The organism is Candidatus Ornithobacterium hominis (assembly GCF_900538215.1).
GTDB lineage: Bacteria > Bacteroidota > Bacteroidia > Flavobacteriales > Weeksellaceae > Ornithobacterium > Ornithobacterium hominis.
This window is the reverse complement of the sequence record NZ_UNSD01000002.1, coordinates 122,099-136,376: the sequence shown is the minus strand read 5'-3', so window position 1 is coordinate 136,376 and position 14,278 is coordinate 122,099. Positions and strand designations below refer to the sequence as shown.

The window sequence follows — 14,278 nt, the reverse complement described above, 5'->3', positions numbered from 1 at the left end:
CAAAAAAAATAATGTCTCATCATTTACTTTTAGTTTTACATTTAATTGGCGCTTGCATTTGGGTGGGCGGACATTTAGTTTTAAGCGTAGGGATTTTGCCTGAAGTTTATAAGAAAAAAGACATTTCAATCTTACTTAATTTCGAGAAAAAATATGAGAAAATCGGTATGCCAGCACTGCTGATAATGCTAATTACTGGCGTTTGGATGGCATATCAATTTGGCGTTCCTGTGCAGGATTGGTTTCAGTTTAAAAACCCGATGGAAACCGCTATTTCTATCAAAATTATTTTACTGCTCGCCACATTAGCATTTGCATTAAGTGCACAAATTCGTGTAATTCCTCATCTTTCTTATCAAAATTTAAACCTAATGACTTTTCACATCATCAGTGTTACGATTCTTAGCTTATTATTTTTAATCACAGGAACTTATCTCCGCTATGGAGGGGTGAATTTCTAATTTATTTAAGGCTTAAAAAATTTCGTTGAAAGATAAAAATAAAAGACAATCACATCTTTTATTTAAAAAGATTTTATTACCTTTGTCGCGAAATTTTATGTAAAGATGTTTTCTAAAAGTAGTGAATATTCTATTAAAGCTTTGATTTTCATCGCACAAAAAACTTGGGATGGGCAAAGAGTCTCGATAAAAGAGGTGGCAAAAGGCATCGATTCCCCTGAATATTTTATTGGGAAAATCTTACAAGTTTTGAGTAAAAAAGGTTTCGTACGCTCGGCAAAAGGACCCAACGGCGGATTTTATATGGATGAGAAAACTCTTTGCACGCCTCTTGCAGAAATTGTAAAAGAATTTGAGGGAGATAAAATTTTTACGGGTTGCGCACTGGGGTTGGATGAGTGCTCTGAGACTCGCCCTTGCCCGCTACACAATGAGTTTAAAAAAATTAGAAATGATTTATCTATCTTGTTAAACAATACTAAAATTGAGACGTACATTAATGATTTGAATTCAAATCTGACTTTCTTGAAAAGATAAACGCTAAAAATTTTTTTTAAAATAAAAAAAGATAAAAAAGTGTTTTATTATGGATATTAAAAATGAATTAATTGGTGACATCGTTGCAAAAGACTTTAGAACTGCTGCTATTTTCAAAAAAAATCAAATTGATTTTTGCTGCCGCGGTGGTAGAACGATAGAAGATGCTTGTGCTGATAAAAATATTAATCCTCAGGCGATTTATGATGAGATTGAAAATTTAAATATCAAGCAAGATAACACAATAGATTTCAATGCTTTCCCATTAGATTTATTGGCTGATTATGTAGAGAAAACTCACCACCGCTACGTGGAAGAGAAAACGCCTATTTTGTTAACTTTCTTAGATAAAATCCGTAAAGTTCACGGAGAGCACCACCCAGAATTGTTTGAAGTTTATGAGCTATTTGAGGCATCATCACGTGATTTAGCTGCACATTTGAAAAAAGAAGAGCTAATTCTTTTCCCTTTCATTAGAAAAATGGTAAAAGCTAAAATCTCTGGCGAAAAGCTAGAGCAACCTCATTTCGGTACGGTAGAGAATCCTGTGAATATGATGAAAGAAGAGCACACCGTGGAGGGCGACCGTATGAGAAAAATTGCTGAATTGACCAATGAGTTTCAACCTCCAGCAGATGCGTGCAACACCTATCAAGTAGCTTTTGCCATGTTGCAAGATTTTGAAAATGATTTGCATAAGCATATCCATTTAGAGAATAATATTTTATTCCCCAAATCATTGCAACTAGAAGAGAGTTTTAAAATTTAATTCTAACTTTTATAAACTAATAAAACTAAAGAAAGGATTGAGTTGAGAAATTCAATCCTTTTTTTTCTTAGCGTTCAATTAAAATTTCAATATTTTTTTGAGCCTTAAATTTTTTTGAATAACCCGCAGTAATTTAGCCTGGTGAACCTAAACTTTGTTTGCTTATAATCAGTTAAGTAGTTTAATAAATTTGCGCATTCAAGAAACTTAAACAATTTGAAAATGAAACCCCTCTAATAATGCTCTTCGGCCTAAAATGTCTGAAATTTACAAGGCTTGGAAAATGAATAAAATAAAATGATTAAGTTTGCTAAGAATCTCTTTATGATATGAAATATTACATCATCGCCGGTGAAGCCTCCGGAGATTTACACGGGAGCAATTTGATGAAAGAACTGCAAAAGCTAGATTCAGCAGCGGAATTTAGGTTTTGGGGTGGGGATTTGATGGCAGAAGTTGGGGGAACCTTGGTCAAACATTATCGTGAGTTAGCTTTCATGGGATTTATAGAGGTGCTGATGAACATTAGAACGATCTTGTCTAATATTTATTTTTGCAAAAGAGACATTTTAGATTGGCAACCAGATAAGGTTATTTTTATCGATTACCCTGGTTTTAATTTAAGAATCGCACCTTTTGCCAAAGAAAATGGCTTTGAAACGATCTATTATATTTCTCCGCAAGTTTGGGCTTGGAAGAGTGATCGCGTCAAAAAAATAAAAAAATGTATTGACCAGATGTTAGTCATTCTCCCGTTTGAGAAAGACTTTTATGCACGCTGGGGTTATCAAGTTGAATTTGTGGGGCATCCATTGTTGGACGCTTTTGCACAAAAAGATTTTGAAAAAAAGGAAATTTTTCTCAAAAAATATGGCTTAAATGAGAAACCCATTATAGCCTTGTTGCCTGGTAGCCGAAAGCAAGAAATCACTAAAAAATTACCAACAATGCTGGCGATGGAAAAGCTATTTCTTGATTACCAATTTGTGATAGCTGGAGCGCCAGGGCAAGATTTAGAATTCTATCAATCACTGATGAGTAAGGGCACGAAAGTGGTGAAAAATGATACGTACAATCTTTTGCACAATGCTCACGCAGCTTTGGTTACCAGCGGAACAGCAACGCTGGAAGCGGCACTGATGAAGGTGCCAGAAGTGGTCTGCTACAAAGGCAGTCGGATTTCATATGAAATCGGGAAAAGATTAATTAAAAATATTGACTACATCTCTTTAGTTAATTTAATCTTAGAAAAAGAAGTAGTGAAAGAGCTGATTCAAACAGACTTTACCAAAGAAAATTTACAGAAAGAGTTAGCTAAAATTTTAAAAATAGAGCATCGAAAAAGAATAGAAAAAGAATATCAAGAATTACGAGAAAAGTTGGGTGGAGAAGGAGCCTCAGCACAAGCTGCAAAATTAATTGTAAAGAGCTAAGTTATGAATTTTCAGCCCTTTGCATTCTATTTAGCAGCTTTAGCAGGGGGAATATTGATTCAAAATTGGTTAGGTTTTTCTGCCTATAAATTAGGTTTCTTTCTATTTTTGGTGCTACTTATTTTAATTTTCACTTTTTTTAAAGGCTTTAGAAATTTATTTGTTTTCACCTCTTTAGCTTCCATTTTGATGGTCGGGGCAATCGTCTTTAGCTTTCACAAATTACCTGAATCTATAGATGAAATTTCACTCCAAAAAGTGGGAATAAAAGTGAAAGTGAAGGAATTTCTAAAGCCTTCAGAAAAATACCAAAAATACACGGGCAAAATTCTAAATGCAGAAAATTCAACCATCAATCATCAGAAAATTTTGCTTTACATTCCTAAGGATAAACCACTGATTTTTCCAGGGCAAAATATTTTGCTCAAAGGCTCTTTGCAAGCAGTTCCGCCAGCGCAAAACCCACATCAGTTTGATTACCAAAATTACCTAAAACACAAGGAAATAGGTTTGCAGATTTTTGCTAGAGAGATTAAAGTAACGGATGAAAGTTTGAATACATCAGGATGGTTTTGGAAGCAAAAAACTCAAATCAAAAAACGACTAGAAAAAAATCAATTTTCCACAACTTCTCAGCTTTTTATCGCTTCGCTCGGTTTAGGAGATCGAACTGATTTTAGTGCGGAGTTGACACAGAAACTTTCGTTTGCAGGGGTAATTCACTTGTTTGCCATTTCAGGTTTGCATGTTGGGATTGTTTTTGGATTAATGATGATTTTAGGGCTCCCTTTGTTAAGATTCCCTTACGGGAGAAAACTAAGAATTGTATTTTCTCTGTTGATGATTTGGCTGTATGCTTGGTTTATCGGTTTTTCACCATCGGTTACTCGAGCTGCATTGATGCTGACGATTTATTACGCTACGTTTCTTTTGCAACGCCCTACCAATATTTATCACACACTTTGTTTGGCAGCCTTTATTTTATTACTTATTCAGCCACATCAGCTGTTTGATGTTGGATTTTTGCTGAGCTTTTTAGCTGTTTTTTTTATCGTCTATTTTAATCCCATACGGGAGAAATTTAAAATGAAAATCCCGAAACGGTGGCGGAAGATTTATGACATAGCGGTGATATCACTATTTGCGCAGCTGGGCGTGATGCCTGTGATTTTATATTATTTTGGTAATTTTTCCTTTTTATTTTTGTTTGCTAATATTTTGCTGATTTTGCTAGCTGGTTTTTTAGTCATTCTTTCGCTATTGCTGGTTGGTTGGGTAATCGTGGCTGATGCACCTCAAATTTTGGTGAAAACAGTGAATTTTGGAATGGAAATGATTTATCAACTGATTGATTTTTTTGCTCATCAAGATGGATTTATTGTACAGAATATTTCTTGGAATTGGGTTCAAATTTTAGCTTGGCTATCGGCTTTGATTTTCATGAAAAAAATCTTAGAAAAGCATGCAATTCAGCCAGTTTTGGGTTTGCTTTGCTGTGTCGTATTGTTTGAGAGCGCACGTTGGGTTGAAACTTATCAAGCTGAGCAAAAAAAGGAATTAATTGTATTTCATCAGTACCGAGGTAGCGTGCTGGGTTGGAGAGATGGGCGGGAGCTCAGAGTATTCTATAAAGGTGAGAACATTAAGGGGTTGAGGGATTTTATTTTAAAACCTTACATCAGAAAAGAAAAAATAAAGGCTTTAGAAATTTTTGAATTTGGAGAGGATTTTGCTCAAGGGAAATTCCACAAAATAGGAAGTAAAATAAAGCTTGGAGACACTCGAATTAGCCTTATGCCGCCAAATACTAATGCTAGCTATATTATTGAAAAAGATGAAAGTCAATGGAGAGTAATAGATGGAATATTTCATCAAAATAAAATTGAAAAGGCAAATAAAAATTCTCTAATCTATAAGACTCAAGAAAAAGGAGCCCTGATTTTGAGAAATTTTTAAAGGCTTAGAAAAAATTATTTTATCCTGAAATTTGTGTCACTTCTTTTATTATTTGTAGAAACAGCTGTTAATTATTCGTTTAGAAATCAGATAATTAACAGCTATTTCTTATTTAGCTCTATTCTTTTTTTTAATATTAATCAACTTCTGTTTGATAATATTTTTGGCGTAATTCTTTTACTTTTGGGTCTTTTAGATAATCATCATAAGTCATATATCTATCAATAACGCCTTTGGGGGTGATTTCAATGATTCTGTCACAAACGGTTTGAATTAACTCATGGTCGTGAGACGACATTAGAATTGTGCCTTTGAAGTTCATCAAAGAATTATTCAGAGCAGAGATAGATTCTAAGTCTAAGTGATTGGTCGGCTCATCAAATAATAAAACATTTCCTTTGAGTAACATCATGCGAGAAAACATACAACGCATTTTTTCTCCTCCCGAAAGCACAGTAGCTTTTTTTAGCGCTTGTTCACCAGAGAACAGCATTCGCCCCAAGAAGCCACGAATATACTCTTCGTGGCGCTCCTCATCGGAATCTACGTATTGCCTCAACCAGTCGACTAAATTTAAATCTTTTTCAAAAAAATCGGTGTGATCTAGCGGAAGATAAGTTTGAGTCGTAGTGACGCCCCATTTGTAGCTTCCTCCATCTGCAGACTTGTTACCGCTTATGATTTCAAAAAATCGAGTTTGAGCCAAGCTATTTTTGGAGATGATAGCTACTTTGTCTCCTTTTTTGAGGTTTATTGAAACTTCATCAAATAAAATTTCATTATCAAGTACGGCCTTCAAACTTTTAGTTTCCAAAATTTGATCGCCAGCTTCTCTTTCGCGTTCAAAAATGATGGCTGGGTAACGTCGAGATGAAGGTTTAATTTCTTGCATATCAAGTTTATCAATCATCTTTTTACGAGCCGTAGCTTGTTTAGCCTTAGCGACATTGGAGCTAAAACGCTGAATGAATTCTTGTAATTCTTTCTTTTTCTCCTCAGCTTTTTTATTAGCCTGTGCACGCTGTCTTGCGGCTAACTGAGAAGCTTCGTACCAAAAAGAATAATTCCCAGAGTAGAGATTGAGTCTGCTGAAGTCTAAATCTACTGTGTGCGTACACACGGCATCTAGAAAGTGGCGGTCGTGAGAAACGACAATCACGGTGTTTTCATAATCCGCCAAGAAGTCTTCTAGCCAAGAGATGGTTTCCACGTCTAAGTCGTTGGTCGGCTCGTCTAGTATCAGCACATCAGGATTCCCAAAAAGTGCTTGAGCTAATAAAACACGAACTTTTGTTTTGGGGTCTAGATCACCCATTAATTTGTAATGATCTTCTTCACTCACACCGACATTGGAGAGGAGTGTCGCAGCATCGGCTTCAGCTGTCCAGCCGCCCATTTCCTCATAAACCACACCTAATTCGCCAGCTTTTACGCCATCGGCTTCGTCAAAGTCAGGCTTAGCATATAATGCATCCATTTCTGTTTTGATGTCAAAAAGCTTTTGATTTCCGCGCAAAACGGTTTCTAGAACAGAAATTTGGTCAAATCGGAAGTGATCTTGCTCTAGTACAGACATTCTTTTGTCTGTTTCTAAACTCACATGGCCAGAAGTTGGCTCTTGCTCGCCAGATAAAATTTTGAGAAAAGTTGATTTTCCAGCCCCGTTGGCTCCGATGATTCCATAGCAATTACCTTTGGTAAATTTGATATTGACTTCATCAAAAAGAACTCTTTTTCCGAACTGAAGAGAAACATTAGAAACTGTTAACATATATTTTGGAATAAATTTTGATTCGTAATAAAATTCAAAGGTAAAAAATAACTTTTTGTGATACAAAAAGACGTAAATATAAAAAATAAGAAAGCAAAGTTCAACTACGAGCTGCTTGATGACTACATTGCGGGCATCCAACTGAAGGGCACTGAAATAAAATCCATCAGAATGGGGAAAGCTAGTATAGCAGAGAGCTTCTGTGAGGTGAAAAACGGAGAGATTTTCATCGTAAACATGCATATCAACGAATATGATTTTGGCACGCACAATAATCATAAAATAAAAAGAGACCGAAAACTTTTGCTCAATCGGCGGGAAATTGATAAACTTGAACGCAAAACAAAGGAAACAGGCTTGACGATTGTTCCCCTGAATTTATTTATCAATCAAAAAGGCTTGGCAAAAGTGAAGATTTCTTTAGCAAAGGGTAAAAAACTTTTTGACAAAAGAGAAAGCATAAAAAAGAAAGATATGCAACGAGATATAGCTCGAATAAAAAAGAATTTTTAATTTTGCGTTAAATATAAGATTAAATTAAATTACAGTTTATTTAGTATGAAAAAGTTAAATTTAGTATTAGGCTTGGTAGCTCTGCTCTTTGCAGGCTCACTTAAGGCTCAAGATGCCCAAAATCCTTGGGGAATTTCTATCGGGGCACATGCTGTGGATCACACCTCAGTTAGTGGGCTTTTTGATGGTTTTTTTGATTATGATGATTACAGTGTAGTACCACCGTTGTCAAAACTTTCAGTTGTACGTCACCTGTCTGGACCTTTCAGTGCAGATTTAACTGCTTCCATTGGGCAGATTGACAACAAAAGATTAATGTTAGATGATTTATTTTTCTTAAACGCAGGTTTAGGTTTGCGTTTTCAGTTTTTGAATGCTTTCACTAAAAAAAGCAGTTGGTTTGACCCTTACTTACGTGTAGGTGCTTCATACAACAAGACAGATTATAGAAAGATTAATATTTCTAAGAGTTCTCCTTACAAAACTTTCGATGGATCTCTTATCAACAAAGAATTTAAAGGAGCAGAAGATCACTTTATGACTCAGTTAGGAGCAGGAATCAACTTTTGGTTTACAGACAACATCGGGCTAAACATTGCATCTGATTACAACTTGGCGCCAACTGTGGAAGGAAATACAATTAACTTCTTTCAGCATACTGCTGGTTTAGCCTTTAAATTCGGATTACAAGACAGAGATAAAGATGGAATCCCAGATGATAAAGACGAATGCCCAGATACATTTGGTTTGAAAGAGTTTAATGGTTGCCCAGATACTGATGGAGATGGAATCCGTGATATAGATGACGCTTGCCCAGAGGTTGCAGGTTTGCCAGAATACAACGGCTGCCCAGATACCGATGGCGATGGTATAGCTGACAATGTAGATAAATGCCCAAATCAAGCAGGGCCTAAAGAAAACAATGGTTGCCCTTGGCCAGATACTGATGGAGATGGGCTAAATGACAATGTAGATAAATGCCCAAATCAAGCAGGACCTAAGGAAAATAATGGTTGCCCTTGGCCAGATACCGATGGCGACGGATTCACAGACAATGTAGATAAATGCCCTAACGAGCCAGGTATAGCACCAAGCGGATGCCCAGAGGCAGCAGTAATGGTGCAAAACATCAATGTTGGGTTTGCAGTTGAGTTTGATTTTGATAAAGCTTCAATCCGACCAGTTTCTAAAGCTAAAATCGAAGAAAAAGCAGCTCAAATTAGAAAAGTTCTAGAGGTTTATCCAGATATGACTTTATATATCGACGGACATACCGATAGCAAAGGTGCTGCTTCTTATAACAAAAATCTTTCTCAGAAAAGAGCAGCCTCTGTAGTACAAGCGCTGGAAGGAGAAGGAATCTCTGCAGGAGTATTGACTCCAAGAGGATTTGGTGAATCTCAGCCAAAATGTTCAAACGATACCGAAGAAGGTAGACAATGTAACAGAAGAGTTGAGGTAACTATCAATAAACTAGGTGAGCAGAAATAATCTCACACGTTTATTATAATATAAACAAAGAATTAAGCCGTTTCATATTTTGAGGCGGCTTTTTCGTTTAAAATTTTTAAGCCTTTAAAAAAAACATGTCAAAAAACTCATAAAAGTAATATATTTTATTCCAAAAATATTTCGAATATTTCTTATCTTTAAACCAAAATAAAATTTCACAAAATTATTAAATCATGAAAGTAACAGTTGTAGGCGCTGGAGCCGTAGGCGCTAGTTGTGCAGAATACATTGCAATTAAAAATTTTGCCTCAGAAGTTGTTTTAGTTGACATCAAAGAAGGCTATGCTGAAGGGAAGGCTATGGACTTGATGCAAACGGCTTCTTTAAATCATTTTGACACAAAAATCACGGGTTCTACCAACGATTATTCTAAAACAGCGGATAGCCAAGTAGCAGTAATTACTTCAGGAATCCCTAGAAAACCAGGAATGACTCGTGAGGAATTAATCGGAACAAATGCCAATATCGTGAAATCAGTCGTAGAGCAATTGGTAAAAGAATCGCCTGATATTACGATTATAGTGGTGAGCAACCCAATGGACACCATGGCATATTTGGTTCACAAAGCAACTGATTTACCCAAAAATAAAATCATAGGAATGGGAGGCGCTTTAGATAGTGCTCGTTTCAAATACAGATTAGCCGAAGCTTTAGATTGCCCAATTTCAGATATTGACGGAATGGTGATTGGTGCACACAGTGACTCTGGAATGTTGCCATTAACACGTTTAGCAACTAGAAATGGTGTGCCAGCGTCTAAATTCACTAGCCAAGAAAAATTAGACGAAGTAGAGCAATCAACACGTGTGGGCGGTGCTACTTTGACTAAATTGCTTGGGACATCGGCTTGGTATGCACCAGGTGCTGCCGTGAGCGAATTGGTAAGAGCCATAGCTCAAGATTCCAAAAAAATGTTCCCTTGCTCACTACTACTGGAAGGAGAATATGGGTTGAACGATGTGTGTGTAGGCGTGCCAGCAATCATTGGAGCGAATGGAGTGGAGGAAATCATAGAAATCGAATTGAATGAAGAAGAACGTGCCAAGTTTGATGAAGCTGTGGAAAAAGTAAGAGAAGTGAATAAGGCTTTAGATGCTTGAGAAATTTTTAAAGCCTTAGAAAAAAATAGACTTAAAAATAAAAAAAACCTCAGAGAGATTAGATTACCTTCTGAGGTTTTTTTATTTATTTGCATGAGAAAATTTTTAAAGGCTCTTTAAATTCCCTTTAAAATCCTCAATTTTAGAATAGTTTTTTTTGTACATAATTTCCTCCAATTCTTTTTCAAGCCTTGAGAAAATTTGATTTTTTTCTTTCATCAGCTGCGAACCAACCTGTACCATCGAAGCACCACACAGTAAATGCTCAAAAACATCTTTACCGCTCAATATGCCGCCACAGCCAATAATTTTAATGGATTTTGGTAGTAATTCATAAAACTTTCTAACATTTGCAAGCGCCGTAGGCTTTACATATTCACCGCCCAATCCGCCAAAACCATCTTTGGGTTTGATGACAACAGATTCAGTTTGGGCATCGATGTATAAGCCATTGCCAATGGAATTAATGCATGTTACAAAAGATAACGGAAATTGCTTTAGAATCTCAGCCATTTGCTCAAAGTGAACCATATCGAAGTACGGCGGGAGCTTCACGCCCAGAGGTTTATCGGTATAAATTTCAAATACTTGCTCTAAAACTTCTCGTGTCCGCTGAAAATCGTAACCAGTTTGCGGTTTGCCCATGATATTGGGACAAGATAAATTCAGTTCAAGTAGAAACTCAGCTTTGCTTTCGTGTGCCTTTTTAGCCATGGCTAAATTATCTTCAAGACACAACCCCGCGATGGATAGGAAAAGTGGTTTCTGATGATAATTATTCTCAATGAAATTTAAATAAAAATCAAAACCTTGGTTAGCTAACCCCATTGAATTGATGGTTCCTAAAGGCGTTTCTGCATAGCGTGGCATTGGATTCCCTTCACGATACAGGGGCGTGGCACTTTTCGTGACCAAGCTGGAGTTGCTCCCGCCCAATAAGGCGTTGAGTTCATCATAGCTAGTGCATAAGGCTCCGCTGGCGTTCATCAAAGGATTTTTGAAGCTGAAATTGGCAATATTTGTGGATAAATCCATAAAAGTTCAATTAAGTGTGAGTGCATAAAAATAAGAATTCTTTTAAATTTGCTGAAATTACAATTCAATTTCTAAAAAAACCGCTCATGAAAAATAAAGAAGAATTTTTGCTAAAGGCTTATGAATTAGGAATCATAAAATTTGGAAGCTTTACCTTGAAAAGTGGTATAGAATCACCATTCTATGTGGATTTGAGGCCCTTGGCATCGAGTCCTGAACTTTTGAAAACTTTGTCTAATAATTTACTTCAATTAGTCGACGATAGAAGACTAGAGCTAATTTGTGGAGTCCCTTACGCAGCTTTGCCAATGGCTACCGTAATGAGTTTAGAGAGTGGAATCCCATTAATTATAAAAAGAAAAGAAAACAAAGGCTATGGAACAAAACGAATGCTGGAAGGAGTTTTCAAAAACGGGCAAAATTGTTTGTTGGTAGAAGATGTCATCACGAGCGGGAAAAGCTTGGTAGAAACCATAGATGAGGTAGAAAAAGAAGGGCTGAATGTGACTGATATCGTCGTGGTTTTAGACAGAGAGCAAGGGGGGATCGAACGATTGAAAGAAAAAGGCTATCGAGTTTTGACCCTGTTTACAATTAATGAGGTGATAGATATTTTACACAAATACCGCCGACTAGAAGCCAACGAAGTAGCTAAAATTAAAAACTTTTTGAGCGAACCGCCATCAGCCCCACTACGAAAAAGAAAAAAGCTAGAAGAAAAAGACATTCACCATCCTGTGGGTAAAAAAATGATAGACATTGCGTTACGTAAGAAATCAAATTTGATTGCTTCTGCAGATGTTGTGAGTGCTCTGGAATTGAAAAATTTAGCCGAATCCATTGGCGATAAAATCGTAGCTTTAAAGCTTCATACTGATATTATTTCGGATTTTAGTTGGACTTTGGTAGAAGATTTACGAAGTATTGCAAGAGAAAAAGATTTTCTTTTGTTTGAAGACAGAAAGTTTGCCGACATCGGGAATACGCAAGAGCTTCAGTTCAAGCAAGGGATTTATAAATTCGCAGATTGGGTAGATATGGTAACCGCTCACCCGATTGCTGGAGAAAAAAGTTTTTCCGTATTTGACCCAACTGGCGTTATTGCCATAGTAGAAATGTCTTCGGCTGGTACTTTGACAGATAATTACTATGTTTCCCAAGCCTTGAATCTAGCTCAAAAATCTAATAACGTTTTTGCCGTAGTAGCTCAAAGGCAAGTTCCAGATGACTTACTTTTATTAACTCCTGGCGTAAATTTGGAATCAAAGGGCGACAACAAAGGACAACAATACAATACGCCAGAAAAGGTTTTCAGCGATTACTTTACCGATTTCATAATTGTTGGGAGAGGAATTTATAAATCTAATAACCCCACAGAAGCCGCAGAGGAATACAGAGAAAGAGGTTGGAAGGCTTATTTGGAAAGTTTATAACTAGCGATTTCGGAAACGTTTGTTTTCACTTTCTGAGTAAAATTTTTTAAGCCTTAGAAAAATTTCAGAATAATTTTTTTTAAGGCTTAAATTTTCAGTAGAGCCCGCTGAATATCTTCATACGAAACCATTTCATTCAAAAATTCAAAAATTGGTTTAAGTTTGATTTTATTATCTTCAAACTCAATTTTTTGTAGCGCTTTTTTGACTTGAATGATAATATCTTTATCAACAACAATCGAAGAAAAATCAGTCTTTGGATAAATTTCTTTCACTTTATTCAAATGCCCGAGGATTGTCTCTAAAGAATAGCCTCTTTCCTCGGCAATTTCCTCTAGCGATAGCCCAGCATCTAGCATTTCTTTAGTAACGAGGTGAGTTTTTTCCTTTTTAGATTTCTTTTTTTGCCGATTTTTTTTGATTTTTTTTTCATCCACAGTCCCACCACATTTCAAGACAAAAGCACGATGCTCTAAACTTAAATCATCCAATTCAAACTCGCTATCAACTTCGTCTGATAATTCTAAAAAACGTTGGTCAGCACGGAAGGCTAAATCATCTAATTGCATAGCCAAGTCATTCACACCCAGTAATGTAAGTTTATCAAAATCCTTCAGCCGAGAGAGCGCCACGTAGCCTTGCCCTTTCTCAAAGGTTTTTCTCAAATCTACACAAGCCTCATCTAGCGTCATACCTTGACTTTTGTGGATGGTAATTGCCCAAGCCAAGCGTAGCGGAATTTGCGTATAAGAAACCAAAGTTTTGCCCGTTTCATCTTCGATTTTCCATTCCTCGCTTCTAGCCTCTATCCAGTTGCCGTCTTTGGTTTCTACCAACGGGAAACCCTCTTCGGTGAAGCCTCTTACCACGCCTAATGTGCCGTTAGAATAGAGCTTTTCAAAATTATTTTTCACAAACATCACCTCTGCACCTTCTTTCAAATAAATGATTTCTGGCGCCAAAACATTATTCTTTAAAGTTTCACCCAAAGTTTTATTCCCTTTCACCACAGCTTTAAACTTCTTAGCAGGAGCATTGATTAAATTTAATTGAATTTCATTAATTTTATCAACATCAGCATTGTGAGTATACAATTGTGGAAAGCGATTCACATCGCTGTACATCGCTTCTTGAGCTTTTTCATTGACTAAGTTATAAGATTCCGAGCTTAAATTTCTTGAGCGAATTTCATTGAGCAACTGATTGAGAAAATTCTTACTTTGGCGGTATTGCTGAGTCAAATAGCAGACTTTGAGTTGGGCTTGCACCCAAGCATGGGACATGAAGCAAAATTTATGTTTGCTGGTTTCCCATTCGCTACCAATGGGCGGTAACTGAAAAAAATCACCTGAAAAAACCACTTGAACTCCACCAAAAGGCAACGTATTCCCCTTGAAGAACTGCAAGACTTCATTCACCAAATCCAGCTGTTTGCGGTGCAACATACTGATTTCATCAATGATCAAGACCTTGACATCCTCCATTTTATCACGCATATATTTTTTCTGCTGTAGAAATATCAAATGAGCTAGAGAAAGATTGTCTTTGATGCCGATTCCGCTCCAAGAGTGGATCGTCATCCCATTCAAATGAGTCGCAGCAATCCCAGTGCTAGCAGTCACTGCGGTGGGGACTTTTCGGTCTTTAAGGTACTGAATATACTGATTGAGCACATAGGTTTTCCCCGTTCCAGCAGAGCCAGTCAAGAATATATTTCGTCCGCTTTTCAGTAGTGCGAGCGCTTTTTCTTGTGTCATT

At 36.7% G+C, this 14,278-nt stretch carries 12 protein-coding genes; 9 read left to right on the top strand and 3 right to left on the bottom strand.

Features of this window, described 5'->3' with window-relative positions; translation table 11 throughout:
- Positions 1 to 11: 11 nt before the first annotated feature.
- The 5 genes from D5J18_RS00880 to D5J18_RS00860 all read left to right on the top strand — a co-directional run bounded on the left by D5J18_RS00880 (position 12) and on the right by D5J18_RS00860 (position 5,156).
- Positions 12 to 461 (top strand): CopD family protein, encoded by a 450-nt coding sequence (locus D5J18_RS00880; RefSeq protein WP_185124677.1) that lies wholly within the window; start codon positions 12 to 14, stop codon positions 459 to 461.
- A gap of 105 nt (positions 462 to 566) precedes the next feature.
- Entirely contained in the window at positions 567 to 998 is a 432-nt protein-coding gene (locus D5J18_RS00875) for an RrF2 family transcriptional regulator (protein ID WP_119057134.1), read from the top strand.
- Positions 999 to 1,047: 49 nt separating this feature from the next.
- Positions 1,048 to 1,767, top strand: a complete 720-nt coding sequence (gene ric / locus D5J18_RS00870) for an iron-sulfur cluster repair di-iron protein (protein ID WP_119057133.1) — start codon at positions 1,048 to 1,050, stop codon at positions 1,765 to 1,767.
- A 329-nt stretch (positions 1,768 to 2,096) separates the two neighbouring features.
- Positions 2,097 to 3,200 carry a lipid-A-disaccharide synthase gene (gene lpxB, locus D5J18_RS00865; protein WP_119057132.1) on the top strand — a complete coding sequence of 368 codons (1,104 nt, stop codon included), beginning with the start codon at positions 2,097 to 2,099 and terminating at the stop codon, positions 3,198 to 3,200.
- A gap of 3 nt (positions 3,201 to 3,203) precedes the next feature.
- Positions 3,204 to 5,156 (top strand): ComEC/Rec2 family competence protein, encoded by a 1,953-nt coding sequence (locus D5J18_RS00860; RefSeq protein ID WP_119057131.1) that lies wholly within the window; start codon positions 3,204 to 3,206, stop codon positions 5,154 to 5,156.
- A 136-nt stretch (positions 5,157 to 5,292) separates the two neighbouring features.
- On the opposite strand, the gene D5J18_RS00855 is transcribed toward D5J18_RS00860, so the two are convergent.
- Positions 5,293 to 6,927: an ABC-F family ATP-binding cassette domain-containing protein gene (locus tag D5J18_RS00855; RefSeq protein ID WP_119057130.1), complete on the bottom strand. Its 1,635-nt coding sequence runs from the start codon at positions 6,925 to 6,927 to the stop codon at positions 5,293 to 5,295.
- Positions 6,928 to 6,984: 57 nt separating this feature from the next.
- Here D5J18_RS00855 and smpB point away from each other — a divergent pair, with 57 nt between their 5' ends.
- The 3 genes from smpB (at position 6,985) to D5J18_RS00840 (ending at position 10,052) form a co-directional block, all read left to right on the top strand.
- Entirely contained in the window at positions 6,985 to 7,440 is a 456-nt protein-coding gene (gene smpB / locus D5J18_RS00850; RefSeq protein ID WP_119057129.1) for an SsrA-binding protein SmpB, read from the top strand.
- Between the two features lie 45 nt (positions 7,441 to 7,485).
- On the top strand, positions 7,486 to 8,931 hold the full coding sequence (locus D5J18_RS00845) for an OmpA family protein (protein WP_119057128.1): 1,446 nt from the start codon (positions 7,486 to 7,488) through the stop codon (positions 8,929 to 8,931).
- 194 nt (positions 8,932 to 9,125) lie between these two features.
- Positions 9,126 to 10,052, top strand: coding sequence for a malate dehydrogenase (locus tag D5J18_RS00840; protein WP_119057127.1), 927 nt, complete (start codon positions 9,126 to 9,128; stop codon positions 10,050 to 10,052).
- A gap of 105 nt (positions 10,053 to 10,157) precedes the next feature.
- Here the strand turns inward: D5J18_RS00840 and D5J18_RS00835 are convergent, their stop codons facing one another.
- Entirely contained in the window at positions 10,158 to 11,087 is a 930-nt protein-coding gene (locus D5J18_RS00835) for a dihydroorotate oxidase (RefSeq protein WP_119057126.1), read from the bottom strand.
- 86 nt (positions 11,088 to 11,173) lie between these two features.
- On the opposite strand from D5J18_RS00835, the gene pyrF reads away from it, so the two are divergent.
- Positions 11,174 to 12,520 (top strand): orotidine-5'-phosphate decarboxylase, encoded by a 1,347-nt coding sequence (gene pyrF / locus D5J18_RS00830; protein WP_119057593.1) that lies wholly within the window; start codon positions 11,174 to 11,176, stop codon positions 12,518 to 12,520.
- An 86-nt stretch (positions 12,521 to 12,606) separates the two neighbouring features.
- Here the strand turns inward: pyrF and D5J18_RS00825 are convergent, their stop codons facing one another.
- Positions 12,607 to 14,277: a DEAD/DEAH box helicase gene (locus D5J18_RS00825; protein WP_119057125.1), complete on the bottom strand. Its 1,671-nt coding sequence runs from the start codon at positions 14,275 to 14,277 to the stop codon at positions 12,607 to 12,609.
- Position 14,278 lies beyond the last annotated feature (1 nt).

What these genes read in the sequence shown, in the direction of transcription:
- D5J18_RS00880 (WP_185124677.1), top strand. Translation starts at nt 12, where the DNA reads ATGTCTCATCATTTACTTTTAGTTTTACATTTAATTGGCGCTTGCATT.
- D5J18_RS00875 (WP_119057134.1), top strand. Translation starts at nt 567, where the DNA reads ATGTTTTCTAAAAGTAGTGAATATTCTATTAAAGCTTTGATTTTCATC.
- ric (WP_119057133.1), top strand. Translation starts at nt 1,048, where the DNA reads ATGGATATTAAAAATGAATTAATTGGTGACATCGTTGCAAAAGACTTT.
- lpxB (WP_119057132.1), top strand. Translation starts at nt 2,097, where the DNA reads ATGAAATATTACATCATCGCCGGTGAAGCCTCCGGAGATTTACACGGG.
- D5J18_RS00860 (WP_119057131.1), top strand. Translation starts at nt 3,204, where the DNA reads ATGAATTTTCAGCCCTTTGCATTCTATTTAGCAGCTTTAGCAGGGGGA.
- D5J18_RS00855 (WP_119057130.1), bottom strand. Translation starts at nt 6,927, where the DNA reads ATGTTAACAGTTTCTAATGTTTCTCTTCAGTTCGGAAAAAGAGTTCTT.
- D5J18_RS00845 (WP_119057128.1), top strand. Translation starts at nt 7,486, where the DNA reads ATGAAAAAGTTAAATTTAGTATTAGGCTTGGTAGCTCTGCTCTTTGCA.
- D5J18_RS00840 (WP_119057127.1), top strand. Translation starts at nt 9,126, where the DNA reads ATGAAAGTAACAGTTGTAGGCGCTGGAGCCGTAGGCGCTAGTTGTGCA.
- D5J18_RS00835 (WP_119057126.1), bottom strand. Translation starts at nt 11,087, where the DNA reads ATGGATTTATCCACAAATATTGCCAATTTCAGCTTCAAAAATCCTTTG.
- pyrF (WP_119057593.1), top strand. Translation starts at nt 11,174, where the DNA reads ATGAAAAATAAAGAAGAATTTTTGCTAAAGGCTTATGAATTAGGAATC.
- D5J18_RS00825 (WP_119057125.1), bottom strand. Translation starts at nt 14,277, where the DNA reads ATGACACAAGAAAAAGCGCTCGCACTACTGAAAAGCGGACGAAATATA.